21 protein-coding genes and 1 tRNA gene are annotated in these 25,277 nt (G+C 68.9%); 8 read left to right on the forward strand and 14 right to left on the reverse strand.

What is annotated here, in order from left to right; all coding sequences use genetic code 11:
* Positions 1-105: 105 nt before the first annotated feature.
* From pepN to Q1B08_RS08380, 3 genes are all read left to right on the forward strand, one after another.
* Complete coding sequence (pepN, locus tag Q1B08_RS08370; protein WP_299817081.1) at positions 106-2,646, forward strand: aminopeptidase N; 2,541 nt, start codon at positions 106-108, stop codon at positions 2,644-2,646.
* Positions 2,647-2,775: 129 nt separating this feature from the next.
* Positions 2,776-3,648, forward strand: coding sequence for a 1-acyl-sn-glycerol-3-phosphate acyltransferase (locus tag Q1B08_RS08375; RefSeq protein WP_299817083.1), 873 nt, complete (start codon positions 2,776-2,778; stop codon positions 3,646-3,648).
* 222 nt (positions 3,649-3,870) lie between these two features.
* Complete coding sequence (locus tag Q1B08_RS08380) at positions 3,871-4,551, forward strand: hypothetical protein (protein ID WP_299817085.1); 681 nt, start codon at positions 3,871-3,873, stop codon at positions 4,549-4,551.
* A gap of 2 nt (positions 4,552-4,553) precedes the next feature.
* Here the strand turns inward: Q1B08_RS08380 and Q1B08_RS08385 are convergent, their stop codons facing one another.
* From Q1B08_RS08385 to Q1B08_RS08395, 3 genes are all read right to left on the reverse strand, one after another.
* Positions 4,554-4,901, reverse strand: a complete 348-nt coding sequence (locus Q1B08_RS08385; RefSeq protein WP_299817087.1) for a hypothetical protein — start codon at positions 4,899-4,901, stop codon at positions 4,554-4,556.
* Positions 4,902-5,076: 175 nt separating this feature from the next.
* Positions 5,077-5,163 (reverse strand) — tRNA-Leu (locus tag Q1B08_RS08390).
* Between the two features lie 121 nt (positions 5,164-5,284).
* Positions 5,285-6,910: a peptidoglycan-binding domain-containing protein gene (locus Q1B08_RS08395; RefSeq protein ID WP_299817088.1), complete on the reverse strand. Its 1,626-nt coding sequence runs from the start codon at positions 6,908-6,910 to the stop codon at positions 5,285-5,287.
* 102 nt (positions 6,911-7,012) lie between these two features.
* Between Q1B08_RS08395 and lipB the strand changes: the two genes are divergently transcribed.
* The 5 genes from lipB to Q1B08_RS08420 all read left to right on the forward strand — a co-directional run bounded on the left by lipB (position 7,013) and on the right by Q1B08_RS08420 (position 11,641).
* Positions 7,013-7,663 carry a lipoyl(octanoyl) transferase LipB gene (gene lipB / locus Q1B08_RS08400; protein WP_299817090.1) on the forward strand — a complete coding sequence of 217 codons (651 nt, stop codon included), beginning with the start codon at positions 7,013-7,015 and terminating at the stop codon, positions 7,661-7,663.
* An 82-nt stretch (positions 7,664-7,745) separates the two neighbouring features.
* Positions 7,746-8,795 (forward strand): type III polyketide synthase, encoded by a 1,050-nt coding sequence (locus Q1B08_RS08405; protein WP_299817092.1) that lies wholly within the window; start codon positions 7,746-7,748, stop codon positions 8,793-8,795.
* A gap of 7 nt (positions 8,796-8,802) precedes the next feature.
* The gene (locus tag Q1B08_RS08410) at positions 8,803-9,297 is read left to right on the forward strand and encodes an isoprenylcysteine carboxylmethyltransferase family protein (RefSeq protein ID WP_299817094.1); all 495 of its coding nucleotides are present in this window, start codon (positions 8,803-8,805) and stop codon (positions 9,295-9,297) included.
* A gap of 146 nt (positions 9,298-9,443) precedes the next feature.
* Complete coding sequence (locus tag Q1B08_RS08415) at positions 9,444-11,117, forward strand: cytochrome c oxidase subunit 1 (protein WP_299817096.1); 1,674 nt, start codon at positions 9,444-9,446, stop codon at positions 11,115-11,117.
* A complete protein-coding gene (locus tag Q1B08_RS08420; RefSeq protein WP_299817097.1) occupies positions 11,117-11,641 on the forward strand; it encodes a DUF2244 domain-containing protein in 525 nt (174 codons plus the stop codon). Before Q1B08_RS08415 ends, Q1B08_RS08420 begins: the two co-directional genes overlap by 1 nt.
* A gap of 174 nt (positions 11,642-11,815) precedes the next feature.
* Here the strand turns inward: Q1B08_RS08420 and recN are convergent, their stop codons facing one another.
* The 11 genes from recN to Q1B08_RS08475 form a co-directional block, all read right to left on the reverse strand.
* A complete protein-coding gene (recN, locus tag Q1B08_RS08425) occupies positions 11,816-13,468 on the reverse strand; it encodes a DNA repair protein RecN (protein ID WP_299817099.1) in 1,653 nt (550 codons plus the stop codon).
* Positions 13,469-13,536: 68 nt separating this feature from the next.
* Positions 13,537-14,373 carry an outer membrane protein assembly factor BamD gene (locus Q1B08_RS08430; RefSeq protein ID WP_299817101.1) on the reverse strand — a complete coding sequence of 279 codons (837 nt, stop codon included), beginning with the start codon at positions 14,371-14,373 and terminating at the stop codon, positions 13,537-13,539.
* Between the two features lie 104 nt (positions 14,374-14,477).
* Positions 14,478-15,392, reverse strand: coding sequence for a UDP-3-O-acyl-N-acetylglucosamine deacetylase (gene lpxC / locus Q1B08_RS08435; RefSeq protein WP_299817103.1), 915 nt, complete (start codon positions 15,390-15,392; stop codon positions 14,478-14,480).
* Positions 15,393-15,715: 323 nt separating this feature from the next.
* Complete coding sequence (gene ftsZ, locus Q1B08_RS08440; RefSeq protein WP_299817105.1) at positions 15,716-17,260, reverse strand: cell division protein FtsZ; 1,545 nt, start codon at positions 17,258-17,260, stop codon at positions 15,716-15,718.
* A gap of 145 nt (positions 17,261-17,405) precedes the next feature.
* The gene (ftsA, locus tag Q1B08_RS08445) at positions 17,406-18,734 is read right to left on the reverse strand and encodes a cell division protein FtsA (protein WP_299817107.1); all 1,329 of its coding nucleotides are present in this window, start codon (positions 18,732-18,734) and stop codon (positions 17,406-17,408) included.
* Positions 18,731-19,630, reverse strand: coding sequence for a cell division protein FtsQ/DivIB (locus Q1B08_RS08450; RefSeq protein WP_299817109.1), 900 nt, complete (start codon positions 19,628-19,630; stop codon positions 18,731-18,733). The genes ftsA and Q1B08_RS08450 overlap by 4 nt, the downstream gene beginning before the upstream one ends.
* Positions 19,618-20,544, reverse strand: coding sequence for a D-alanine--D-alanine ligase (locus Q1B08_RS08455; protein WP_299817110.1), 927 nt, complete (start codon positions 20,542-20,544; stop codon positions 19,618-19,620). The genes Q1B08_RS08450 and Q1B08_RS08455 overlap by 13 nt, the downstream gene beginning before the upstream one ends.
* A 71-nt stretch (positions 20,545-20,615) precedes the next feature.
* Complete coding sequence (murB, locus tag Q1B08_RS08460; RefSeq protein ID WP_299817356.1) at positions 20,616-21,545, reverse strand: UDP-N-acetylmuramate dehydrogenase; 930 nt, start codon at positions 21,543-21,545, stop codon at positions 20,616-20,618.
* A gap of 18 nt (positions 21,546-21,563) precedes the next feature.
* On the reverse strand, positions 21,564-22,964 hold the full coding sequence (murC, locus tag Q1B08_RS08465) for a UDP-N-acetylmuramate--L-alanine ligase (protein WP_299817112.1): 1,401 nt from the start codon (positions 22,962-22,964) through the stop codon (positions 21,564-21,566).
* Entirely contained in the window at positions 22,961-24,052 is a 1,092-nt protein-coding gene (gene murG, locus Q1B08_RS08470) for an undecaprenyldiphospho-muramoylpentapeptide beta-N-acetylglucosaminyltransferase (protein WP_299817114.1), read from the reverse strand. Before murG ends, murC begins: the two co-directional genes overlap by 4 nt.
* The gene (locus tag Q1B08_RS08475) at positions 24,049-25,218 is read right to left on the reverse strand and encodes a putative peptidoglycan glycosyltransferase FtsW (RefSeq protein WP_299817116.1); all 1,170 of its coding nucleotides are present in this window, start codon (positions 25,216-25,218) and stop codon (positions 24,049-24,051) included. The genes murG and Q1B08_RS08475 overlap by 4 nt, the downstream gene beginning before the upstream one ends.
* Positions 25,219-25,277: the final 59 nt, after the last annotated feature.

A 25,277-nucleotide genomic window follows, 5' to 3' on the forward strand; every position in this document is an offset into this window, starting at 1 on the left:
CTCCTGCACGTACCCGACGCCATCTAGCCGCGCGGGGTCGCGCGAACAGGGGTGGCCACCGACCCGCCCCGGACCTAGCGTCCGGCCCGCACCAAGGAGACCACGATGCGCGACGACGCCCCCGCCCAGAACGACCGTGTCCACCTGAAGGATTACGCCCCGGTTCCCGTGACCGTGACGCATGTCGACCTGCATTTCCGCCTCGACCCGCTGGCCACGCGGGTGCAGGCGCGGCTTTCCTGCGAACGGCGGGGTCCCGGCGACATGGTGCTCGACGGCGAAGGGCTGGAAACGCTTTCCGTCACGGTGGACGGGGTCGACCCGGAGGCCCGCATGCGGATCGAGGGCGACCGCATGATCCTGAGCGACATGCCCGACAGCTTCCTTCTGGAGACGGAGGTGCAGATCGCGCCGGAGCGGAACACGTCGCTGTCCGGCCTCTACATGTCGGGCGGGATGTATTGCACGCAATGCGAGGCGGAGGGGTTCCGCCGCATCACGTGGATGCTGGACCGGCCCGACGTGATGGCGACCTACGACGTCGAGATCGAGGCAGAGCTTCCGATTCTGCTGTCCAACGGCGACGAGGTCCAGCCCGGAAGCTGGCGCGACCCCTGGCCGAAGCCCACCTACCTCTTCGCACTGGTCGCCGGGAACCTCGTCGCGACTTCCGACCGGTTCGCGACCATGGACGGCCGCGAGGTCGCGCTCAACGTCTGGGTGCGGCCGGGCGACGAGGGGCGGACGTCCTACGCGATGGACAGCCTCAAGCGCTCGATGGCCTGGGACGAGCGCGTGTACGGGCGGGCCTATGACCTGTCGGTCTTCAACATCGTCGCCGTGGACGACTTCAACATGGGCGCGATGGAGAACAAGGGGCTCAACATCTTCAATTCGCGTTACGTTCTGGCCTCGCCGGAAACGGCGACCGATTCCGACTACGCCAATATCGAGCGCATCGTGGCGCACGAATACTTCCACAACTGGACCGGCAACCGCATCACCTGCCGCGACTGGTTCCAGCTTTGCCTGAAGGAAGGGCTGACGGTGTTCCGCGACCAGCAGTTCAGCCAGGATGCGCGCGGCTTCGCGGTGCAGCGCATCGGCGACGTGATGAACCTGCGCGCGCGCCAGTTCCGCGAGGATGCCGGCCCCCTCGCCCATCCCGTCCGGCCCGAGAGCTTCGTGGAGATCAACAACTTCTACACGGCCACCGTCTACGAGAAGGGCGCCGAGGTGATCGGCATGCTCAAGCGCCTCGTGGGCGACGAGGGCTATGCCGCGGGCGTCGCGCTCTATTTCCGCCGTCACGACGGCGAGGCCTGCACGATCGAGGACTGGCTCGGCTGCTTCGAGGAGGCCTGCGACCGCGACCTTTCGCAGTTCAAGCTCTGGTACAGCCAGGCCGGCACGCCCCGCGTCACCGTCGAGGAACGGTTCGAGAACGGCACCTTCCGCGTCGACCTGAAGCAGGTCGTCCCCGACACGCCGGGCCAGACCGACAAGGCGCCGATGCATATTCCCCTGGCCTTCGGCCTCCTCGACCGGACGGGTGCGGAGATCCGGGAAACGGAGGTCTTCGAGCTTCGCGAGGCGCAGGCCACCATGACGTTCGAGCTTTCCGAGCGGCCGGTCCTGTCGATGCTGCGCGGCTTCTCCGCCCCGGTGATCCTCGAGTTCGAGCAGTCCGACGCCGACCGGCTGACGCTTCTTGCGCACGACACCGCGCCCTTTACCCGCTGGGAGGCCGGGCGCGCGCTCGCCAAGGACCGGCTGATGCGGGCCCTTACCGAGGACGGGGGGTTCGACGCGGCCTGGCTCGACGCGGTCGCGGCGGTGACGACCGATGCCGAGGCCGAGCCGGCCTTTCGCGCCCTGACTCTTTCCCTGCCCTCCGAGGACGACCTTGCCGGCTCGCTCCACAGCGCAGGCTACGCGCCGGACCCGGATCGGATCTACACCGTCCGCCGTGCCGCGCAGATGGCGATCGCCGAGCGGCTGGCGGGCGAACTCGCCCCGCTCCGCGACGCGGCGGCCGTGCCGGGCCCCTACGATCCACGCGCGGAGGATGCCGGACGACGCGCGCTCGGCGCGGCGCTTCTGCGCCTGCAGACCTATCTTGACCGCGGCGAGGCGGCGCGGGCCGCTTACGACGCCGCCGACAACATGACCGACCGCATGTCGGCCTTTGTCTGCCTGCTCGAGGCAGGCGACGAGAGCGTGGCCGGTCGATTCGAGGCGGATTGGCGTCACGACCGCCTCGTGATGGACAAGTGGTTCATGGCGCAGGTCGCCCATGCCGCGCCTCGCGACGCGGTCGGCACGGCCGAGCGGCTCACGACCCATCCCGACTTCGACGCGCGCAATCCGAACCGCCTGCGCTCCGTGATCGGCGGGCTGACCGGCGGCAACCCCGCGGGCTTCCACGCCGCGGACGGGTCGGGCTACGCTTTCCTGGCGACATGGCTCCTTCGCGTGGACGCCGCCAACCCGCAGCTCTCCGCCCGCATGTCCCAGGCCTTCGACGGCTGGACCCGCTATGACGCCGACCGTCAGGCGTTGATGCGCGGCGAGCTCGAACGCATCGCCGCGACCGGTCGCCTCAGCCGCGACCTGTCGGAGATGGTGGACCGGATGCTGGGATGAGGCGGCGGGTTCGTACCGTTCCGCGCCAGTCGTTAATTTGGCGTGGATTTGTTCGCTGGCTGACTATATTTCCGCTCAGACCATCCGGGCCGTCACCGGCCTGACATCCTTGACCGGTACGGACCTGCCATGCGTGACCGCCTTGACCCGATGATCGCCGAACGGGCGCCCTGGCTGGCTCGGGGCTCGGTCGCCGCGCGGGCGGCGCGCGTCGTGCTCGACCGTCTGCTGGCCTACGAGCGGACCGTCGAGATCGGGACGCATTACGTCGATCTGCCCGTCGACAGAATCATGGCCGACCTCGCCCGCCGCATCGCGCGGAGGGTGACGGCGACCGGCCTCGAACACATCCCGCAGCACGGCTCGGCCCTCGTCGTGGCCAACCACCCGACAGGCATCGCCGACGGAATCATCCTCCAGGACCTGCTCGTCCGGCGCCGGACAGACGCGTTCATCTACGCCAACAGCGACATCATCCGGGTCCTGCCGCAATTCGCGGACCTGATCGTTCCCGTCGAATGGCGCCCCGAGTTGCGCACCGTGACCAAGACGCGGGAAACGATGGCGTTGACCCGCGCCGCCTTCGAGAAGGGGCGGATCGGCGTGATCTTCCCGGCCGGGCGGCTGGCGAAGCGCCGGGGATTGCGTCTGCACGAACGACCCTGGATGGCCTCGGCCGCGATGATCGCGCGCAAGTTCGATCTGCCGGTCATTCCCGTGCATATCCGGGCGCGGAACTCGGCGATGTTCTATGCCTTCGACGCGATCCACCCGACGCTTCGCGACATCACGCTGTTCCACGAGACGCTGAACAAGGACGTGCAGCCGTATCATATCACCTTTGGCCGGCCGCTCGACGGAGGCACGCTGCCGAAGGATGCCGCGGCGGGGATCGAGATGCTGCGCGACGCGACCCTGCGCCTCGGTTCCGAGCGTCATGGCGAGATCAAGCTGACCGAGACGCGCCCGGCCGGCCGCCTTCGGGGGCCGCGCGCGGCCTGACCGGGCCAGCCTGCCGTCCGAGACCTTCCTCCTAGGGGGGACCGGGCGACCCTGCGCCTATGACAGTCCGTCGGCGTCATCTTTCGTATTGTTTTCATCAGATCGGAACGAAACGGGTCATCCGGCGAAACCCTTTCTTCGCCCCTCTCGTGTCAGGAACCGGGCGCGAACAGAGGTCATGTGGCGGCCCCGCGCCGTCGTGCGAAGGACGATGAGACCCGAATGGATCACGATAGCTCGAACCGCATCGCGCTGGCGGGTGCCGTCGCGCTGGCCCTCGCCCCCGCCGCCGCCCCGGCCGTCACGCTGGACGCGCTGACCACGCGCGACGAGCTCGGCTATACCTGCATCCCCGAGATCCTGCTGGAGATGGCCTACCGGGCCGAGAGCAAGGGCGTGGTACTGCCGCAGACCTGCCTGCCCGAACCCTGCAAGCGCCAGATCTCCGGCGAGGAACTGGCGATGCTTATGGGCCGGATGCCCGACGGGCCCGAATGGGGTCGCTACGTCGCACGCTACGCGGATCGCTGCGTGGCCGAGACCGGCGGCGCCTGGGAAGCGCATGGCATCGAGGACATCCGCGACGCGTCCTTCGACGGCGATGACGGACTGAGCTTCTGGGCGCCCTTCGTGTTCCGTTCGGCAGTGCTCGTGGTCCCGGCAGGCGTCGAGACCTCCCCGAACGGTTCGGGCCGCGAATCGGATGCGGCCGCGCCGCCGTTACCGATCTTCTCCCGGACCGGGCGTCCGGAAGCGCAGGTCGAGCCGACGCCCGGCTCCGACGACCCTGACGGATCGCTGCCCGTCGTCCCCTTGCCGCCGGCGCTCTGGCTTCTGCTCGGCGCACTTGGCCTCGGTGCTTCAATTCGCTGCTTCGCCGGCCGCGAAACTTCGAACGCCTGAGATCAGAAGATGAACTCGTCGGCCGTTCCCGGGTAAACCTCGTCGAACGTCTCGTCGTCAGGGGTTTGGGCCTGCGGTCCGACGGAGGGTGAAGCGTCGCGCGTGTCGAAACCCGCGCCGAAATCGACCGCGCGGAACAGGTTCAACGCTTCGTCCTGTTCCTCCGCGAAGGCGCGGATGGGCTCGGGCAAGGCCGCGTCGTCGCGGGCATCCAGAAGGAACGTACTCGGGGCCGTGATCGGCGCATCGTCGCCGCCGGAAAACGCGAGGCGCACCCCCCGATCGATCCCCGCGACGATGATGCAGGCGACCTTGTCGTTGCCGTCGAGATCGCAGAGAGAACGGGCCACGGTCGACACCCCGCAAAGAACACGTGATGCCGTTCTCATGCCCCCCGGCCGCGGCCCCGGTCCGACCCGAATGGGGCCTGGTCGGGGCGAACGAGGACAATCCGACGGATCGGTGCCAGGTGTTTTGGAACGCGAAACGCCGCCCCGTTCGGGGCGGCGTTGCGTCAAGTCCGATTGGTGCGGTCGAGAAGACTCGAACTTCCACGGGTGTTACCCCACAGCGACCTCAACGCTGCGCGTCTACCAATTCCGCCACGACCGCCAAGGCCAACCGGACTGGCGGGGGGATAGCGGCGGCGCGGGGCCGCGGCAAGGGGGTCCGCGCCCCTCCGAAGCAAAAAAGGCCCGCCGGGTCGGGCGGGCCTTTCGAATCGTACTGCCGGTCAGTCCGCCGCGGGCACGGGGAACGCGGGCAGCGTCGCCGGGATCGGCGTCGTGGCCTCCGCCGCCTCCGTCCCGCCGAGGCCGGCCGCCCAGACGAGCAACTCCGTCCGGTTCGGCTGGTTCGGCGCGAAGACCGGCGCCGCCCCGCCCTCGAGAGCGTCGGTCGCCGTGGCGTACCAGTCCCGCGCGAGGTCGGGCCGCTCCGCGGTGCCGAACCCGTCCTGCAGGTGGTGGCCCAGAAGCTCCGCATGCGGGGCCGAGCCCATCGAGACGAGAAGCAGCGCCGAGCCGAGCGCGACATCCATGTTGTCGCTGGCATAGCCCGCCGAGAGGCAAAGCCTGGCGGTTGTGCGCAACTGATCGGGGGTCATTCCGGTGGAGCCGGCGAAGGCGTCGACCGATTCCATCACCGCCGCCTGCGGCTTCGCCGACAGGCCGGCGATCTGAGCGGACATGGCGGGGCCGAAGCTCGCGCATTGCGCCTGCACCATCTCCATCGTCGTTCCCGGCATCGCCGCGACCATCTGTTCGCCCGTGTCGACCGCGAAGTTCCGGGCAAGGCAGAACTGCTCGGCCAGAGCCACCGGCGCGTCGCCGCCCGCCGAGGCGAGGACGAAGCCGCCGCGCTGCGCCGTCAGCAGGTTCACCTTGCCGCAATGGCTGGCCAGCGAATTGGCCACCAGCACGGGCGCGGCGAAGGAAGGCAGCGCCGGTGCGGCGGCCAGCCGGGTGTCGGGCAGCCCCGGCAGTTCGGGCGCCTCGGGCGCGGCAGCCAGGGTCGTGCCCGGCTCGTCCGCCAACCGGCATCCGTCGCCGTAGCACTCGAAGCTCGCCGGGGTCGGCGAATGCGCGAGCAGATCGTTGCGCGCATAGCCCGACGGCGTGGAGACGAAGACGAGCGCCTTGCATTGCTGCGCCGAGCACCAGAACGACGATCCCGAATAGGACGTGTCGAGAATGAAGTCGTTGTTGCCGTCGCCGTTCAGATCGGCGAGCTGCACGAAGCCCGCGCGCTGCAGCAATTGCTCGGGCGATGGATCGGAGGAGGCCGCGATCTCGTCCACCGCGCGGCTCACTTCGAGCGGCAGGCCCGGATAACCGACCACGCGCTCCTTCGGCTCGGCCGCGACAGGCGCGCCGGTCATCAGCGCGTATTGCGCCTTCAGGGCCGCCCGCGCGCCGAGCGGCGAGGTCGAGATCAGCCGCAGCGTGTCGGGATTGCCGGAGATCGCGCGGCTATGGGCGGCCGTCAGGACGCTGCGCTCGAACTCGGTGAGCGTGCCGTCCGCGGGAAGCGCCAGAAACGCCTGCATGGCGGAAACGGCGGACCGCGATCGCGCGCCCAGAACACCGTCCGCACCGCCCGCATCGAAGCCGAAATAGTTGAGCGCGGTCTGCACCTCGCTGTTCTGCTGGCGCTGCGCCGAACTCACGGACGGCGTGGAGCGGCGGAGCGTGGTCGTCCGATAGACCGTGCGTGGCCGCTGCGCCTGATTGGCGATGGCGCCCCCGATGATTCCGCCGATAATGCCCCCGGCGATATCGTCGGCGCCGGCAACGGCCATCGGCGCGGGGAGGCAAAGGGTGATCGCGGTGGCAGCCGCGACAAAGCGATTTGTAAACATGAACTCGTCCCTCCAGGTAACGGGCGAAAGAATGCCACCGATTCGGCCTTCCGCCTAACGAATAGTTACCGGGCGGGAAGGTTTCGCCCCCGGAGTCCGCCGATGCAGCCTGACTGGATCCTGTCCGACAAGCTCGTGCCCTACGCGCACGCCATCGCGGAGATGGAGGCCCGCGTCGCCGCCATCCGGGCCGGAACGGCGAACGAGGCGATCTGGCTCCTGGAGCATCCCCCGCTTTACACGGCCGGCACGTCGGCCCGCATCGACGATCTGCGCGATCCCGGCCGCTTTCCCGTTTTCGAGGCCCGGCGTGGCGGGCAATACACCTATCACGGCCCCGGCCAGCGTGTGGTCTACACCATGCTCGATGTCGCCGCGCGCGGCCGCGACGTGCGCGCGTTCGTGCAGACGCTCGAAGTCTGGGTGATCGACGCGCTGGCCGAGTTCGGGCTCCGCGGCGTGATCCGCCCGGGCCGTGTCGGCGTCTGGATCGAGCGGCCGGGGAAGCCCCCCCTGCCCGACGGCACTCCGCGCGAGGACAAGATCGCCGCCATCGGCATCCGCCTGACGAAATGGGTGAGCTTCCACGGCCTGTCGATCAACGTGGAGCCCGATCTGCGGCATTTCGACGGCATCGTGCCCTGTGGCATCTCCGGGCACGGGGTCACGTCGCTCGTGGATCTGGGACTGCCGGTGACGATGAGCGATCTCGACGACGCGCTGAAGCGAACCTTCCTGCGGCACTTTGCCTGACGGCACGGCGAATTGACGCGTCCCGGCCGCGCGCCATGTGCTGCGCGAGGCCGGGGCTTGCCGGCCACGGAGGGGGAAGCGCATGGACGTCACGATACACGGGCTCGCCACCGCGCTCGCGCCGCACGATCTGCCGCAGGATCTGGTTCAGGCACGGGCCGAGGCGATCCTGGGTCCGCGATACCCCCAATTCGCGCGCATGATCTCCTCCTTCGTGCAGGCCGGGATCGAACGTCGCCGCTCGGTCGCCCCGCTCGAATGGTTCGACGCCGGCACGCATGGCTGGGCCGAGCGCAACGCGATCTGGCACGCCGGCGCGGTCGCGATGTTCCGCGACGCCGCTTGTGGCGCGCTGGCCGAGTCCGGGTGGCGCGGGGACGAGGTGGACGTGGTGGTCACCGTTTCCTCCACTGGCGTCGCCACGCCCACGCTGGAGGCGGTGAACTGGCGCGAGATGGGGTTCCGGCAGGACGTGATGCGGGTGCCGGTCTTCGGCCTCGGCTGCGCGGGCGGCGCGAGCGGGCTTTCCATCGCGGCGCAGCTCGCGCGCGGGCGGCCGGGGGCGAAGGTTTTGCTCGTCGTCGTGGAAGCCTGCACGCCGTCGTTCCGCACCGACCGGCTGGAGAAGTCCGACATCATCGCCACGATCCTCTTCGGCGACGGGGCCGCCGCCGCCTGCCTTTCGACGGATGGCGCGGGCACGGTGACCTGCACGCCGGGGGTGCAGCATATCTGGCCGGATACGCTCGGGATCATGGGCTGGGATGTCGACGATTCCGGTCTGGGCGTCGTGTTCGACCGCTCGATCCCGGATTTCGCCACCCGCCACATGGCCGAGGCGACGGAGGACGCGCTTGCCGCAATGGGCCGCAGCCGCGCGGAGTTCGACCGCATGCTCTGCCATCCCGGCGGCGCCAAGGTGATCGTCGCGCTGGAAACCGCGCTTGGCATCGAACAGGGCGCGCTCGACCTCGAGCGCGACGTTCTGCGCGAGCATGGCAACATGAGCGCGCCGACCGTGCTCTTCGTCCTCGACGCCGCCCGCAAGGCGGGCCGGCGCGGACGGATGCTGATGTGCGCGCTCGGCCCCGGCTTCACCGCCTCCTACGTGCCCCTCGAGATCGCCGCGTGAGGACGGTGTGAGCGGCGCAACAGCCTTTCTCGTCTTCCTCGTTGCACAGCGGCTGGGGGAGCTATGGATCGCGCGGCGCAACACGGCGCGGCTCCTCGCGCGCGGCGCGGTCGAGCACGGGGCGAAACACTATCCCGCCATCGTCGCGCTGCACGCGACATGGCTCGCCGCGATGGCCTGGTTCGGCTGGGACAAACCTGTCCATCCGGGCTGGCTCGCCGCCTTCGTCGTGCTTCAGGTGCTGCGCGGCTGGGTTCTGACGACGCTGGGCGAGCGCTGGACGACGCGGATCATCGTCCTGCCGGAACCCGTTGTCATGCACGGGCCGTTCCGCCTGATCCCCCATCCGAACTACGCGGTCGTCGTCGCCGAGATCGCGGTCGCGCCGCTCGTGCTCGGCCTGTTCTGGGTCGCGCTGGTATTCTCCGTCCTGAACGCCGCGCTTCTGTTCGGCATCCGTATCCCTGCCGAATCGCGCGCTTTGGCCCCGTGTCGCCGGTGACGCCTGCCGTCGCGGCAACGTTCCCGGCCGACGCGACCTCTTGTGCCGTTGCCGCCGCGCGACGCGATTGCTAGAACGCGGCACGAACGCTTCGGGGTGACGCCCCGGCGCGGGATTCGCATTTCACGTTCACGGGGAGCGACCGCATGGCCGACGCCGCACATACGGGACACGAGGCGCACGGGAAGCCCGGCTTCTTCACGCGCTGGTTCATGTCCACGAACCACAAGGATATCGGGATCCTCTACCTGCTCGTCTCTGGACTGGCGGGATTCATCTCGGTCGCCTTCACCGTCTACATGCGGCTCGAGCTGATGGACCCCGGCGTCCAGTACATGTGCATGGAAGGAGCGCGGATCACCGCGGCGGCGGCCGGCGAGTGCACCCCGAACGGGCATCTGTGGAACGTGATGATCACCGGCCACGGCATCCTGATGATGTTCTTCGTGGTCATTCCGGCGCTCTTCGGCGGTTTCGGCAACTACTTCATGCCGCTGCATATCGGCGCGCCCGACATGGCGTTTCCGCGTCTGAACAACCTCAGCTTCTGGCTCTTCGTGGCCGGCACCTCGCTCGCCGTCACCTCGGTCTTCGTGCCCGGCGGCAACGGCCAGCTCGGCTCCGGCATCGGCTGGGTGCTGTATCCGCCGCTCTCGACGACCGAGCAGGGCCTGTCGACGGATATCGCGATCTTCGCGGTCCACGTCTCCGGCGCCTCCTCGATTCTGGGCGCGATCAACATCATCACGACCTTCCTCAACATGCGCGCGCCGGGCATGACGCTGCACAAGGTGCCGCTGTTCGCCTGGTCGATCTTCGTGACCGCCTGGCTCATCCTGCTGGCGCTGCCCGTGCTGGCCGGCGCGATCACCATGCTGCTGACCGACCGCAACTTCGGAACGACCTTCTTCGACCCGGCGGGCGGCGGCGATCCGGTGCTCTACCAGCACATCCTGTGGTTCTTCGGACACCCGGAGGTCTACATCGTCGTGCTTCCGGCCTTCGGCATCGTCAGCCACGTGGTCGCGACCTTCTCCAAGAAGCCGATCTTCGGCTACCTGCCGATGGTCTACGCGATGGTGGCGATCGGCGCGCTCGGCTTCGTCGTCTGGGCGCACCATATGTATACGGTGGGCATGTCGCTGACGCAGCAGAGCTACTTCATGGTCGCCACGATGATCATCGCGGTGCCGACGGGGGTGAAGATCTTCTCCTGGATCGCGACGATGTGGGGCGGCTCGATCGAGTTCAAGACGCCGATGCTCTTCGCGATCGGGTTCATCTTCCTGTTCACCGTGGGCGGCGTCACCGGCATCGTGCTGAGCCAGGCCGGAATTGACCGCGCCTATCACGACACCTACTATGTCGTGGCGCACTTCCACTACGTGATGTCGCTCGGCGCCGTGTTCGGCATCTTCGCCGGGATCTACTACTGGATCGGCAAGATGTCGGGGCGGCAATACCCTGAATGGGCCGGCAAGGTGCATTTCTGGGCGTTCTTCATCGGCGCCAACCTGACCTTCTTCCCGCAGCATTTCCTTGGGCGTCAGGGCATGCCGCGGCGCTACATCGACTACCCGGACGCCTTCGCGCTTTGGAACTATGTCTCCTCCTGGGGTGCGTTCCTGAGCTTCGCGTCGTTCCTGTTCTTCATCGGCGTGGTCTTCTACACGATCTTCGCCGGTCAGCGCGTCCGGACCCCCGCCTATTGGGGCGAGCACGCCGACACGCTGGAATGGATCCTGCCGAACCCGCCGCCGGAGCATACGTTCGAGACGTTGCCCACGCGCGAGATGTGGGACCGGCATCCGCATCACTGATGCCGTTCCGGGTCACCAAGAACATCGAGGGGGCCCCGGCATCTGCCGGGGCCTTTGCGTTCGAGGTGGAACTCTGGCCCCACCAGTCGCTTACCGGGACAGGTTTCGTGTGGGTGATCGGGATCGCGTTCGGTATGGCCTGCATCCCGCTGATCGGCTTGCTCGGAACGGTCGTTTTCCTCGCCATCCTGCCGTTCGCGATGATCTCGGTCGGGGGGCTCTGGTGGTCGATCCACCGCAACTGGCGCGACCGCGACATCCATGAGACCTTCGCGATGACGCGCGACAGCGCCCGCCTCGTCCGCGTCGAGCCCGACGGGCGACGCCGCGACTGGGAGGCGAATCCCTACTGGATACGGGTCGATCGCCACAAGAAGGTGGGGCAGATCGAGGATTACCTCACCCTCGCCGGCGGCTCTCGCGAGGTCGAGATCGGCGCCTTCCTTACGCCCGCCGAACGACGCGACCTCGAACGCTGCCTGCTCGTGGCCCTCGGTCGGGCAAAGGCGGCACCGGACGAATAGGGTTTATCGGGGGCGGATGGTCCGCTGCCGCCGCGTCGAACGCGTCAGTGGCGTTCCATGCCTGCGGCGACCACCCCCGATCGGCAGAGGCTGCTGCCCGTGCTCAGACCTGACGTTACTGTACCGGTGTTCGTCCAGCCGTCGGAACCCTCCGCCCGCTTGGGGAAGCCTGCTCTACGCTGCGGCGTCGAGCAGGGCGCGTGCCGCGCCGCGCGCCGCATCCGTGATGCTGTCGCCGGCCAGCATCCGGGCGATCTCGTCGATACGGTCGGCCGCCGCCACCGGCGTGACGGTGGACAACGTCGCATCGTTCGCGACGCGCTTTTCCACCCGCCAGTGATGCGCGCCAAGCGCCGCGACCTGCGGCGAGTGGGTCACGACCAGCACCTGCCCGCCATCGGCCAGCGCCTTGAGCCGGCGCCCGACGGCATCCGCGGTCGCCCCGCCGACGCCGCGGTCGATCTCGTCGAAGATCAGCGTGCGCGACCGGTCGCCGCCCGTCAGGCACACCTTGAGGGCCAGCAGGAACCGACTCAGCTCCCCCCCCGAGGCGATCTTGTCGAGCGGGCCGGAGGGCGCGCCGGGATTGGTCGCCACCTCGAAGGCCACCGCGTCGGCACCGTCTGGTCCGGGCGCGGCATTGGCGACCCGGGTCGTGAAGGTCGCGCGGTCCATGCGCAGCGGCGCGAGCTCCGCCTGCATCGCCGCGTCGAGCCGCGTCGCCGCCGCCCGACGCAGGCTCGACAGCTCGGCCGCGGCCGCGTCGTATTCCGTCCCGGAGACCTTCGCCGCCTCCGCCAGCCTGGCCAGCCCGCCCGTGGAGGCATCGAGCAGATCGAGCCGTCCGCGCAGCTCGATCGCGAGCGCCGGGAGATCGTCAGCGAAGACCCCGTGCTTCCGCGCCAGTGCCCGGATCGCGAAGAGCCGCTCCTCCGTGACCTCCAGCTCGGAGGGATCGAAGGACAGCGCGTCGAGGCAAGTCTCGACGCCCGCCTGCGCCTCGCCCAGCTCGATCATCGCGCGGTTCAGCGCGTCGAGCGCGCCGCCCAAAGCCTCCCCCGCCCCGTCGGCGGCCCCGTCGAGCCAGCGGGTCGCGTCCATCATCATGCCCTCCGCGCCCTGCGGTCCGATCGCCTGCAGCGCCTTGGCCACGTCGTCGCGAATTCGCTCGGCCCCCTGCATGAGGCGCCGCCGCGTGTCGAGCTCCTCCTCCTCCTTCGGCTTCGGATCGAGAAGCTCGAGCTCTTGGACGGCGTGGCGCAGGAAGTCCTCCTCCGCGCGGGCTTCGTCGCGCTTGGCTTCCGCATCGCGCAACGCCTTCCGGGCCGCTGCGAGACGGGTCCATGCCTGACGCACCGCCGAGAGGTCCGCGCCGGCAAAGGCGTCGAGCAGCGTGCGGTGTCCGTTCACGTCGAGCAGGCCCCGGTCGTCGTGCTGCCCGTGCAGTTCCAGCAGCGTGTCGGACAGGGCCCGCAGCACCTCCCCCGTGACCCGTGTGCCGTTAACCCACGCGGTCTTGCGCCCGTCCGGCGTGTTGACCCGACGAAGAAGCAGCTCGCCATCCTGCGCCGCGATCCCGTGCTCGTCCAGAACCGCCTGCGCGGCATGGTCCGCCGGCAGGTCGAACGCCGCCGTGACCTCGCCCTGCGCCGCCCCCTGCCGCACGAGCTCCGCGCGCCCGCGCCAGCCCAGGACGAACCCGAGCGAATCGAGAAGGATCGACTTGCCCGCACCCGTTTCCCCGGTCAGCACGTTGAGCCCGGCTCCGAACTCGAGCGAGAGGCGGTCGATGATGAGCATGTCACGGATGTCGAGGGATCGGAGCATGTCCGTTAACTACATCCGCCCGGCCCCGTTCCGCCAGAGCGCGTCGCGCGTCATCCTGATCGGGCCATTCAGAGCCAGTTCCCGCGGACGGTACGACGGTAGACGTCGACGAGCCAGTTGCTGCCCGCCGCCTCGGGCGCAAGCCCGCGGCCGGTCAGCTGTCGATAGGCGTCGTCATAAAAGGGCGAGGACTGGAAATTGTAGCCGAGGATCGCGCCGGCCGTCTGCGCCTCCTCCGTCAGCCCGAGGGAGAGATACGATTCCACCAGCCGCATCAGCGCCTCCGGCGTGTGGGTCGTGGTCTGGAACTCCTCCACGACGGCCCGGAACCGATTGATGGCGGCGGGGTAGTGCTTCCGCTTCAGGTAGTAGCGTCCGATCTCCATCTCCTTCGCGGCGAGATGGTCGAAGGCGAGGTCGAACTTCAGGATGCTCGATCGGGCGTATTCACTGTCAGGATATTGCTCGATCACGGTGCGCAAGGATTGCAGCGCCTGAAAGGTCAGGCCCTGATCGCGACCGACCTGATCGATCTGGTCGTAATAGCTGAGCGCGAGGAGGTACTGCGCATAGGCCGCGTCCTCGTCGGCAGGATAGAAGTCGATGAAGCGCTGCGCGGCGGCGCGCGCATTCTCGTAATCGCGGCTCCGGTGATGGGCGAAGGCCTGCATGATGAGGCCCCGCTTCGCGAATTCGGAATAGGGATAAAGCCGTTCCACCTCCCCGAAGAGGCGCGCCGCGTCCTCGGGATCGCCCTCCGCGAGGGCGAGCTCCGCCTGCTGGTAGATGGCGTCCGGGGCCGTATCCTCAAGCGCGACCGTATCGCTGCCGCAGGCCGCAAGAAAGGCGAGGGTCGCGAGCGTCGTCAGAGATGTGCCAAGCCGCGCCACGCGCCGTTCCGTCATGCGTTCTTTTCCCTGCCGTGCCCGTCCGGATCTAGCGGCACCATAGTCGAGCCGCCGGAGGCTGTGAAGCGCAAGCGCGGCACAATACCCCGGTCCGGACAGGCCTAGAGATGCGCGAAGACGTCCTTCTCAAGCCCGGCCCCGGGCAGAAGGCGTGCCTCGGACGGCGCGAGCGTGCGGATCCGATAGGCCAGCGGATCGGCGAACAGCGCGCGCAGGAGACGGTTCGTGGTCGCATGACCCGAGCGGATGCCCGTGTAGCGTCCGAGGATCGGTGCACCGGCCAACGCGAGGTCGCCCAGTGCGTCGAGCATCTTGTGGCGCACCGCCTCGTCGTCGTGACGGAACCCCTCGGGGTTTTCCACACGCTCGCCATTGACGACGACGGCATTCAGCAGCGAGCCGCCGAGCGCCTTGCCCGCCGCCTGCATCGCATCGACATCGGCGCGGCGGCAGAAGGTCCGGCTGTCGCAGAGCTCGCGCACGAAGGTTCCGTTCGACAGACGCAGCACCTTGTGCTGGTGGCCGATGGCCGTGTCGGCAAACTCGATCGAGACGTCGATCTCTAGCTCCTCGGCGGGCGTCAGCATGGCGGAGGCCGGGCCGTCGACGACATGAACGCGGCGCAGCACCTCGATGGCGTGCACCGGGGCGTCGAGACGACGGGTGCCGGTGCGCAGGATGGCACGCACGAAGTCGGCAGCCGACCCGTCGAGGATCGGCACTTCGGGGCCGTCGATCTCCAGGATCGCGTTGTGGACGCCGCAGCCGGTCAGCGCGGCCATGATGTGTTCCACGGTCGAGACCGACACGCCGGCCTCGTTCACGAGCATCGTGCAAAGGGGCGACAGTTCCACCGCGTCGTGGCGGGCGGCGATCATGTTGTTGCCGTCGATATCGGTGCGGCGAAACCAGATGCCGTGATGCGGGGGGGCGGGATGAACCGACAGGCGAACACTGCGGCCCGAGTGAAGGCCGATACCGGAGAACCGAACGATGTTCCTGACCGTCGTTTGCATGAGACTGCTCCGTATCGTTGCCACCGCGCCGCTTCAGGGGCGCTTCCATGACGGTGAGCTACGCATGCCCTCCCGTCCGTTCAATTCAACGGTGGTTACGGAGTGAAACAGGATTGCGGCGCGTCTTGGCGGAATGCCGCCGATATGGCCATATACTAACTTTTTTTCAGCGATCCGAAGCATTTACACGCCCGCGTACCTGCTCGGACCGGCTCTCGAACGTCCGGACCTTGTGATCGTTTCGTGAGGTCAGCCGCAGCCCGGAAACGGAAAACGGCGGCCACCGGGGCCGCCGCTTCCTGTTCCGTGGGAATCGCCCGGGCTCAGTTCGCCTGCCGCCGCAAGAAGGCCGGAATCTCGATGCGCTCGTCCTCCGGGTCGGCTTTCGGCGCAGGGGCCACGGCCGCCGAGCGCTGCGCCGGCATGTCGGCGCCAGTGCCGGTCATCCGGTGGATAAGCGATCCGAAGCCGAAGCGCGCGTGGTTCTCGGCCGGCGCCGGCTGCCGCGGCTCGGGGTTCGGGCGACGCTCACCGTTCAGGACGGCGGCGCGCAGGCGCTCCATCGTCTCGGGCGACGGCGTGGCTGCCGGACGCGAGGGGCGGAACGGGACCGCGGCTTCGGCCGCTTCCGCGACGGGGGCGACAGGAGCCGGCCGGTAGGCGGGCGGCGGAAGATCGTCGGCCCTGTCGGAGACGAACGCCTCGGCGACCTCGGACTCCTCCGCCTCCTGCTGGTCCACAGCGTCGAAAAAGCTGGGCTTCGACGGCTCGGGCTCGGCGGAGGCCGCGACGGCCGGCGCTTCCGGCTCGTGCGCGGGTTCGGCTTTCGCCTCGTGGCGAGCAGTCGGCTCCGAAAGGCGACGGCGCGGCAGCGGGTCGGCATCGCGGGAGGCAATGGCGTCGATCCCGGTCGCGACGACGGACACACGCATCACGCCTTCCATCGCCGGATCGAGGGTGGAACCCACGATGATGTTCGCGTCCTCGTCCACCTCCTTACGGATGCGGTTCGCGGCCTCGTCCATCTCGAAGAGGGTGAGGTCGTGTCCGCCGGTGATGTTGATGAGCACACCCTTCGCGCCCGACAGGCTGAGCTCGTCGAGAAGCGGGTTTGCGATGGCCTTCTCGGCGGCCTCGACGGCGCGATCCTCGCCCTCGGCCTCGCCGGTGCCCATCATGGCCTTGCCCATCTCGTCCATGACCGAACGGACGTCGGCGAAGTCGAGGTTGATCATGCCCGGCCGGACCATCAGGTCGGTCACGCCCTTGACGCCCTGATAGAGCACGTCGTCGGCCATCGAGAAGGCCTCGGTGAAGGTCGTCTTCTCGTTGGCCAGCCGGAACAGGTTCTGGTTCGGAATGATGATCAGCGTGTCGACGACCTTCTGGAGCGCGTCGACGCCCTCCTCGGCCTGCCGCATCCGCTTGGTGCCTTCGAACTGGAACGGCTTGGTGACGACGCCGACCGTCAGGATGCCGAGCTCGCGCGCGGCTTGCGCGATGATCGGCGCGGCGCCGGTTCCCGTGCCACCGCCCATACCGGCGGTGATGAAGCACATATGCGCGCCGGCCAGCCGGTCCACGATCTCCTCGATGGATTCCTCCGCGGCGCTCGCTCCGATGGTCGGGCGGGCGCCAGCGCCGAGACCCTCGGTCACCCGAACCCCGAGCTGAACCCTGGCTGGCGCGCGGTTCTGCTGCAGCGCCTGCGCGTCGGTGTTCGCGACAACGAACTCGACGCCTTCGAGATCCTTCTGGATCATGTTGTTGACCGCATTGCCCCCGGCACCGCCCACACCGAAGACGGTGATGCGCGGGCGCAGGTCAACTTCCCCGGTCACGGCCGGCGTCGTCAGATTCAATGTCATGTGCTATGTCCACCTGTATTGTTCGGCCTGCTCGGCCATCTGCCGCGTTTTCCGCTTATTGTTGTCGAAAGGTAACGGCTTTGCGCGGAGCCGTCATCAGAAAAAAGACACTGATTCCCTGATTGCGGCGAAAAGGTGTCGGCGCTCACCAATTGTCCCGGAACCACCGCAGCGCGCGGGCGAACGAGCGGCCGGACGTGTATTGCGGCACCGGGTCGAAGTCCCAGAACTCGTCCTGCGGCTCCGCGCCCTGCATGCAAAGGCCGACCGACGCCGCGAAGGCCGGCCCCTTGGCCGCGTCGGGCAGCCCGTGCACGCGGAGCGGCCGGCCGAGACGGACCTGGTTTCCGAGGATGCGCTGCGCCATCTGGTCGAGGCCGGGTAGCTGCGAGGCGCCGCCGGTCAGCACGATCCTCTGGCTCGGCAACTCGCTGAAGCCCGCATTGTCGAGCGTGGTGCGCACCTCCACGAGGATCTCCTCCACGCGGGGCCGTATGATCCCGATCAGCTCCGTCCGCGTGACCTCCCGCCGGTCGTGGTGCCAGTCGCCGGTATCCGCCTCGAGCGAGATCATCTCGCGGTCGTCCATTCCGGTCGCGTGCACCCCGCCGTAGCGGGTCTTGATCGTTTCCGCCGTGGCTGTCGGGATGCGCAGGCCCTGGCTGATGTCGGAGGTGACCTGGGCGCCGCCGAACGGCACCGTTTCCGCATAGACCATGTGCTTGCGCATCCAGATCGAGATACCGGTCGTCCCGCCGCCCATGTCGATGCAGGCCGCTCCGAGCTCCTTCTCGTCCTCGACCAGCGCGCTCGTCGCCGCCGCGTAGGATGCGTTGGCGAGTCCCGCGAGCTCCAGATCGCAGCGATGGATGCAGGTGAGCAGACTTTCGATCGCATGGGCGTCCACCGACAGCAGGTGCATGTCGGCACGCAGCATCTCCCCGGTCTGTCCACGTGGATCGCGCAGCGTGGTCCGGTGATCGATGCCGAAATTGACCGGCTGCGCGTGAAGCACCTCCCGCCCGGGCCCCAGATCCGGCGTGTCGACCGAGGACAAGACCCGGCCCACGTCGTGCACGGTGCAGGGCCCCGCCTCGAGCATCACCTCGCCCGACAGCGGATAGGAGGCCGGCCGCCCGCCGGAGAAGCAGGCGATGACGTGGTCGACACGCATGTTCGCCATCCGTTGCGCGCCCTGCACGACGGTGCGGATCGCGCGCTCCGTCTCGGGCATGGCGTCGACCTCGCCCTGCCGGATGCCGCGGGAGCGGGTCGTCGCCGCACCGATCACGCGAAAGTTCGACTGCCCGGCCATGTGGCCCACGCCCTCGCCCTGCGGCGTGTTCTCCTCGAAGCGCAGAACGAGGCAGGAGGTCTTGAAGGTGCCCACGTCGAGGATGGCGATCACACCACGCTGCAGGGCGGCCTGCCGCGTGCGGCGCATCGCCCGCTGGGCTCGGAACAATCGGCTCATTCTTTTCTCCCGGCATAGGACAGGCGTTCGAGATCCCGCAGGCGGCGCAGCTCGGCGCGGGCCGTCTCCGAAAGCCGCAGGACGGGGCGGTGCGACAGGCGGAGGTCGACGACCATCACGTCGCGATTGAGCACGTCCCTGGCGGCATGCATGGCGAGCGCCCGGTCGAGCGCCGCGGCCGGCGCCTCCTCGGGCAGCGCGATCCGCTGGTCGCGCGTCAGGATCAGGTCCCAGCGACGGTTGCCGACCCGCGTCAATCCGACCAGCCGGTCGGCGATCGGGGCGGCCGCCTCGATCAGGGCGAGCGCCTCGGGCACCTTGCGGTCGGCCCCCTCCCCCGCGATGAGCGGCAGCGAGCCGGCTTCCGACAGGTGGTCGAGCGTCGCGACGCGATGGCCGGTCGCATCCAGAAGCTCCACCCCGCGCGGGCGTCGCCAGGCCACCGCCGGATCGCGCTCCGTCACCTTCAGGAGCAGGACGCCCCCGGACCGGATGCGAACCTCCGCGTCCCGCACCGGATCGAGGTCCAGAAGCAGGGCGCGCAGGTTCTCGATGTCGAGCTGGAACTGCGACAGCGGCAGGTCGATGGGCAGCGCCTCCTCGATGTCGGAGCGCAGATCCGCGGACGCGCCCTCGACGCGCAGCTCGTCGACCATGAATTCCGGGCGGTTCTGCACCTCCTTCACGAAGGCGCTCCAGCCGTCGAGGATCGCCGCGACGCGGGCGTCGTCGTTGATGTACCAGGTGAACAGCGCGACAAACGCGAGGCTCGGGATGCCGGTGCGGATGAGTGCGCGGAAAAGCGGCGTGAGCCAAAGCCGCTCCCAACGGTAACGCCATTTCGACGGCGCGGGATCGGCCCGCTCGACATCGGCCTGCGCTTTCACCGGTCGCACGAGGCGTCCTCCACGAGTTCCGCGCAAAGCGCCGCGAAGGAGATCCCGCAATGCGCGGCCTGCTCCGGCGCGTGTGAAGTCGGCGTCATGCCGGGCTGCGTGTTGGTTTCGAGCAGGATCAGTCCGTCCAGGCCGCGACGTTCGTCCCAGCGGAGATCCGACCGACTGATCGAGCGGCAGCCGAGCGCGCGATGGGCGCGCACGGCGTAGTCGTGGCAGGCGGCGGTGATCTCCGCCGGCAGGTCGGCCGGAATCGTATGGCTGCTACCTCCGACCTCGTATTTTGCGGCGTAGTCGTAATCGCCCTCGAAATGGATGTCGGTGATCGCGAGCGCCCGCTCCGTCCCGGGGGCCCCCAGCACGGTGCAGGTCAGCTCGCGGCCTGGCGCGTAGCTCTCCACCATCACCTCCGCCGGCATCGTATCCGCGAGGCGCGGCGGCGTGTTCGCCCCCTCGCGTACGATATAGATGCCGACGGAGGAGCCCTCGGCGTTGGGCTTCACGACATAGGGCGGCGGCAGGACATGCGCGGCCATCGCCGCGGCCTTCGGGACGATCCGGCTTTCCACCACGGGCAGCCCGACCGCGCGGAACACCGCCTTGGCGCGGGTCTTGTCCATTGCGGTGGCCGAGGCCAGCACGCCGGAATGGGTGTAGGGCAGCCTGAGCCAATCGAGCAGGCCCTGAACGCATCCGTCCTCGCCCCACCGGCCGTGCAGCCCGTTGAAGACGACGTCGGGGGCCACGGCGTGCAAGCGCTCCACCAGGTCGTCGCCCGCGTCGATCTCGCTCACGCGGTAGCCCGCCGCGCGCAACGCAGCCGCGCAGCCGCGCCCGGAGGAAAGGCTGACCTCACGCTCCGCCGACCTGCCGCCCATGAGGACGGCGACATGCTTGGGTGTCCTGCCCGACATACCCGTTCCTGCGCCTCGTGCCCGGAGCGTTGCGCCCGCGCCTTCTTGTCGTCCCCGGCCTCTTGCGGGCCTTACGGGAACGCGGGTTCTCCGACCCGCATGATTTCCCACTCTAGCGTCAATCCGCTATGCGCGGAAACCCTTTTCCGGACCTCCTCGCCCAGACCCTCCAGATCGGCGGCCGTTGCGTTGTCCCGATTGACCAGAAAGTTGGGGTGCTTCGGCGACATGATTGCGCCGCCCCGCATTGCTCCGCGCAGGCCGGCCTCGTCGATCAGCGTCCACGCCTTCAGGTCGTGCACGTCGTCGTCGCGGCCCGTGCTGCTGTAGCCGGCCGGATTGCGGAACGTGCTGCCTGCACTGCGGTCCTTCGTCGGCTGCGTCTCGTCGCGACGGGCGACCTGCTCGACCATGCGCGCCTCCAGCACCTCCGGCGCGCCGGGATTGGCGCGGAAGGTGGCGGCGGTGATGATGTGGCCGTCCGGCAGGTTCGAGGACCGGTAACCGAAGTCGAGCTCGGCCGCCGGGATCACCACCGCCTCGCCCTCGCGCGTCACCGCCTGTATTTCGAGAAGGTGGTCGGCGGTGTAGCGCCCGTAGCAGCCGGCGTTCATCCGAACGGCCCCGCCGATCGTTCCGGGGATCGTGCGCAGGAAGGTGAGGTCGAGCCCCGCCTTCGCCGCCACCCGCGCGACCTGCGCGTCGAGCGCCGCCGCGCCGACTTCGACGGTGTTGATGCCCGTCTCGATGCGATTGAACCCACGGCCCAGCCGGACGACCACCGCGCGGAGCCCCCCGTCCCGCACGATCAGGTTCGAGCCGACCCCCATCGGAAAGATCGCCACCCTCGGGTCGAGCGCCGCGAGGAAGTCGCGCAGGTCGTCGAGGTCGGCCGGCTGGAACAGCGCGTCTGCCGGGCCGCCCACGCGCAGCCAGGTCAGGTCCGCGAGGTTTCGGTCCGGCGTGAGCGTGCCGCGGACGGGCGGATAGGTGACGGGGATCGTGGCCACGTAACCGGATCAGGCCGCGAGGCGCGCGGGCAATGCGTTGGCCCAGGCCGAGATCGTGCCTGCGCCGAGGCAGACGACGATGTCGCCCTGCCGCGCCTGCTCCCGCACGAGCCGCTCCAGGTCGGCCTCGTCGGTCACCGCGCGGGCATGGCGATGCCCGGTGCGGATCAGCCCCGCCACCAGATCGTCCCGGCCCGCGCCGGGGATCGGCTCCTCGCCCGCGGCGTAGACCTCAGAGATGCCCACCACGTCGGCCTCGTTGAAGCAGCCGCAGAACTCGTCGAACAGCGTGTGCAGCCGCGAGTAGCGGTGCGGCTGATGCACGGCGATGACGCGCCCGGTATCGCCGATGGACTGCCGCGCCGCCTTGAGGACGGCGGCGATCTCGACCGGGTGGTGGCCGTAATCGTCGATGATCGGCACACCGTTCCATTCGCCCACGCGCGTGAAGCGCCGGTTCACGCCGCCGAACGCGCCGAGCCCGTCGCGGATCACGTCCCGGGGCACGCCGAGCTCGCGCGCGACCGCGACGGCGGCGAGCGCGTTCGAGACGTTGTGGTCCCCGGGCATCGGCAGGCGGCACCCCTCGATCAGCGCGTCCTCGCCCTGAAGCTGGATGTCGAACCGCGCCGACCCGGCCTCGTAGCGCAGGTTGATCGCGCGTACGTCGGCCTGGGCATTGAAGCCGAACGTGACCACGCGCCGGTCGGTGACGCGGCCGACGAGGGCGCGCACCTCGGGATGGTCGGTGCAGCAGATGGCGAGGCCGTAGAACGGGATGTTCGACACGAAATCGGTGAAGCCCTGCCGCAGCCGCTCGATCGTGCCCCAGTGCTCCATATGCTCGGGGTCGATGTTGGTGACGATGGCAATAGTCGCGGGCAGACGGTTGAACGTGCCGTCGCTCTCGTCGGCTTCCACCACCATCCACTCGCCCATGCCCATCCGCGCGTTCGAGCCGTAGGCGTGGATGATGCCGCCGTTGATCACCGTCGGGTCGAGCGCCCCGGCGTCGAGGAGCGCGGCCACCATCGTCGTCGTGGTGGTCTTGCCATGCGTGCCCGCGACCGCGACGTTGGACTTCATCCGCATGAGTTCCGCCAGCATCTCCGCGCGGCGCACGATCGGCAGGCCGCGGGCGCGCGCGGCATCGAGCTCGGCATTGCCCGGCTTGATCGCGGAGGAGATAACGACAACCTCGGCCCCCTCCAGGTTTTCCGCCGACTGGCTCGTGAAGATGCGCGCGCCGAGCCGGGCCAGCCGCTCGGTGATGGGCGAGGCCTTCAGGTCCGAGCCCTGCACCACGTAGCCGTAGGACATGAGGACCTCGGCGATGCCCGACATGCCGATTCCGCCGATCCCGACGAAATGGACGGGGCCCATCTGCTGGGGCAGCTTGGTGGGGTTCATGCGGCCTCCTTCGAGACGTATTCGGCGAGATCGGCGAGGCGCGCGGCCGCGTCGGGTCTGGCGACGGACAGGGCGGCGCGGCTCATCTGCAGGGCGCCGTCGGGGCTGGTGAGGATCAGCTCGACCTGCTCGGCGAGGCTTTGGGGGTTGAGCTTGCGCTCTGGAACGAGGATCGCGGCGCCCGCCTCGCTCAGCGCGCGGGCATTCACCGTCTGCTCGTCGCGGATGGCGCTGGCGAGCGGGATCAGGATCGAGGGCCGGCCGATCACGCTCAGATCGGCGACGGTGGAGGCGCCGGAGCGCGCGATCACGAGTTGCGCGTCGGCCATGCGGCGCGGCACGTCGTCGAAGAAGGGCCGGATGTCGGCGTTGATCCCGGCGTCGTCGTAGAAGGCCGCGACGCGGTCGTGATCCTCCGGCCGCGCCTGATGCGCCACGCGGATCCGCGTCCGGATGTCGTCGGGCAAGCGCGAGATCGCCTCGGGCACGACGTCGGACAGCACGCGCGCGCCCTGAGAGCCGCCCATGACGAGAACGCTCATCGGGTAATCGCCCGGCGTGATGTAGGGCGCGGCCGCGCGGGCGAGGATCGCGCCGCGCACGGGATTGCCGACATGGAGTGCCTCGACCCCGTCCGGCAGCTCTGTGGGCCAGGTCCCGCAGGCGACCGCGTTCACACGGGTGGCGAAGATCTGGTTCACCCGGCCCAGCACGCCGTTCTGCTCGTGCAGAAGGCGCGGCAGCTTCAGCATCACCGCCGCCGCCATGGCGGGGATGGCCGGGTAGCCGCCGAACCCCGCGACGAGCGCCGGACGGTCGCGGCGGAACGCCGCCAACGCCCGGAACGTGCCGCTCGTCAGCGTCAGCGGCACGCGGGCCTTCGCCACGAGCCCGCCCCGCGCGAAGGTCGCAGAGGGAACCACGCCCACCTCCACCTCGTCGGGGAAGCCGCCGGCATAGCGCGCGCCCCGCGCATCTGTGGCGAGCTTCACGCGCCAGCCGCGGGCGAGCATCTCCTCGGCGAGGGCCTGGGCGGGAAACATGTGCCCGCCGGTCCCCCCGGCGGCAATGACGATGAGTGGTGTCATCGGTATCCGTTCGACAGCAGATGGTCCCCGATCTCGGACTGGGGCCGCGTCCGGGTGAAGCAGAGAAGCATCCCCGTCAACAGCCCCATCGCAATGAGCGAGGACCCGCCGTAGCTGACGAACGGAAGCGTCATGCCCTTGGCCGGCAGGAGCCGGACGGCGACGCCCAGATTGATGAAGGCCTGACTCGCGAAGAGCACGGTAAGTCCCGTTCCGGCGAGACGGATGAACAGATCCCGCTCCGCGCAAAGGCGCATGAGGCAACGCGCGGCAACGAAGCCGAAGAGGCCGACGATGCAGAGCACCATGACGAGGCCGTATTCCTCGGCGGCCACGGCGATGATGAAGTCGGTATGCGCGTCCGGCAGGATCCACTTCACCCGGCCCTCGTTCACGCCGGTCCCGAGAAAGCCGCCCTCGCGGATCGCGTCGATGGCATAGCCCATCTGCGTGCGGGGATCGACCTCGGGCGACAGGAAGCCGTCGATGCGGCGGGCGAAGTGCTCGGAATTGTGGTACGCGACCACGCCGGCGCCCCCGACCGCCGCCACCACCCCGGTCAGGAGCAGGATCGGCGCGCCGGCGACGAAGTAGATCGCCGACCACGCGACCACGGTCAGCATCGCCTGCCCGAAATCGGGCTGCAGCGCGAGAAAGGCAATGACGAAGACGAGGATCGCGAAACTGATCGTCTTGCCCGGAGGGCCGTCGGGCTCCGCCGCGGACGCCATGAGCCAGGCGCACATGATGACGAAGACGGGCTTGAGGAACTCCGACGGCTGCAGCGCGGCGAAGCCCAGCGAGTACCACCGCGTCGCGCCCTTGCCGAAATCGGTGCCGAGGACCGGCAGGAGCATCAGCGCCACGGCCGCGAGGAAGAACCCGATCACGCCCAGCCGCCGGATGGTCTGCGGCGACAGCATGGAGGTGACGAGCATCACCGCGAAGGCCATGCCGCCAAACAGCGCCTGCCGATAGACGTAGTGGAAGGACGGCAGGTTGTTACGCTCCGCCAGGGGCACGCTCGCGGCGAAGCCCAGAAGAAGCCCGATCGCGAAGAGCAGGACCAGGGCGCCGAGCACGCCCTTGTCGAGCGTCCGCCACCAACGGGACACGATGGCCTCGCCCGGAAGGACGACGACCGCGCCATGCGCGATTTCTGTCATTTATCCGCCTGTAACTTGAACTGCCCGCCCGGTTTTCCGGGTCTGATGCCGGCAGCCTA

This window comes from uncultured Jannaschia sp., assembly GCF_947494025.1.
Taxonomy (GTDB): Bacteria; Pseudomonadota; Alphaproteobacteria; order Rhodobacterales; family Rhodobacteraceae; genus Jannaschia.

Bases quoted from the DNA above. Each gene is read 5' to 3' on its own strand.
- recN (WP_299817099.1), bottom strand. From the start codon at position 13,468: ATGCTCCGATCCCTCGACATCCGTGACATGCTCATCATCGACCGCCTC.
- murG (WP_299817114.1), bottom strand. From the start codon at position 24,052: ATGACACCACTCATCGTCATTGCCGCCGGGGGGACCGGCGGGCACATG.
- lpxC (WP_299817103.1), bottom strand. From the start codon at position 15,392: ATGCAAACGACGGTCAGGAACATCGTTCGGTTCTCCGGTATCGGCCTT.
- Q1B08_RS08375 (WP_299817083.1), top strand. From the start codon at position 2,776: ATGCGTGACCGCCTTGACCCGATGATCGCCGAACGGGCGCCCTGGCTG.
- Q1B08_RS08455 (WP_299817110.1), bottom strand. From the start codon at position 20,544: ATGTCGGGCAGGACACCCAAGCATGTCGCCGTCCTCATGGGCGGCAGG.
- Q1B08_RS08395 (WP_299817088.1), bottom strand. From the start codon at position 6,910: ATGTTTACAAATCGCTTTGTCGCGGCTGCCACCGCGATCACCCTTTGC.
- Q1B08_RS08475 (WP_299817116.1), bottom strand. From the start codon at position 25,218: ATGACAGAAATCGCGCATGGCGCGGTCGTCGTCCTTCCGGGCGAGGCC.
- murC (WP_299817112.1), bottom strand. From the start codon at position 22,964: ATGAACCCCACCAAGCTGCCCCAGCAGATGGGCCCCGTCCATTTCGTC.
- ftsZ (WP_299817105.1), bottom strand. From the start codon at position 17,260: ATGACATTGAATCTGACGACGCCGGCCGTGACCGGGGAAGTTGACCTG.
- Q1B08_RS08405 (WP_299817092.1), top strand. From the start codon at position 7,746: ATGGACGTCACGATACACGGGCTCGCCACCGCGCTCGCGCCGCACGAT.
- ftsA (WP_299817107.1), bottom strand. From the start codon at position 18,734: ATGAGCCGATTGTTCCGAGCCCAGCGGGCGATGCGCCGCACGCGGCAG.
- pepN (WP_299817081.1), top strand. From the start codon at position 106: ATGCGCGACGACGCCCCCGCCCAGAACGACCGTGTCCACCTGAAGGAT.
- lipB (WP_299817090.1), top strand. From the start codon at position 7,013: ATGCAGCCTGACTGGATCCTGTCCGACAAGCTCGTGCCCTACGCGCAC.
- Q1B08_RS08420 (WP_299817097.1), top strand. From the start codon at position 11,117: ATGCCGTTCCGGGTCACCAAGAACATCGAGGGGGCCCCGGCATCTGCC.
- Q1B08_RS08380 (WP_299817085.1), top strand. From the start codon at position 3,871: ATGGATCACGATAGCTCGAACCGCATCGCGCTGGCGGGTGCCGTCGCG.
- Q1B08_RS08415 (WP_299817096.1), top strand. From the start codon at position 9,444: ATGGCCGACGCCGCACATACGGGACACGAGGCGCACGGGAAGCCCGGC.
- Q1B08_RS08430 (WP_299817101.1), bottom strand. From the start codon at position 14,373: ATGACGGAACGGCGCGTGGCGCGGCTTGGCACATCTCTGACGACGCTC.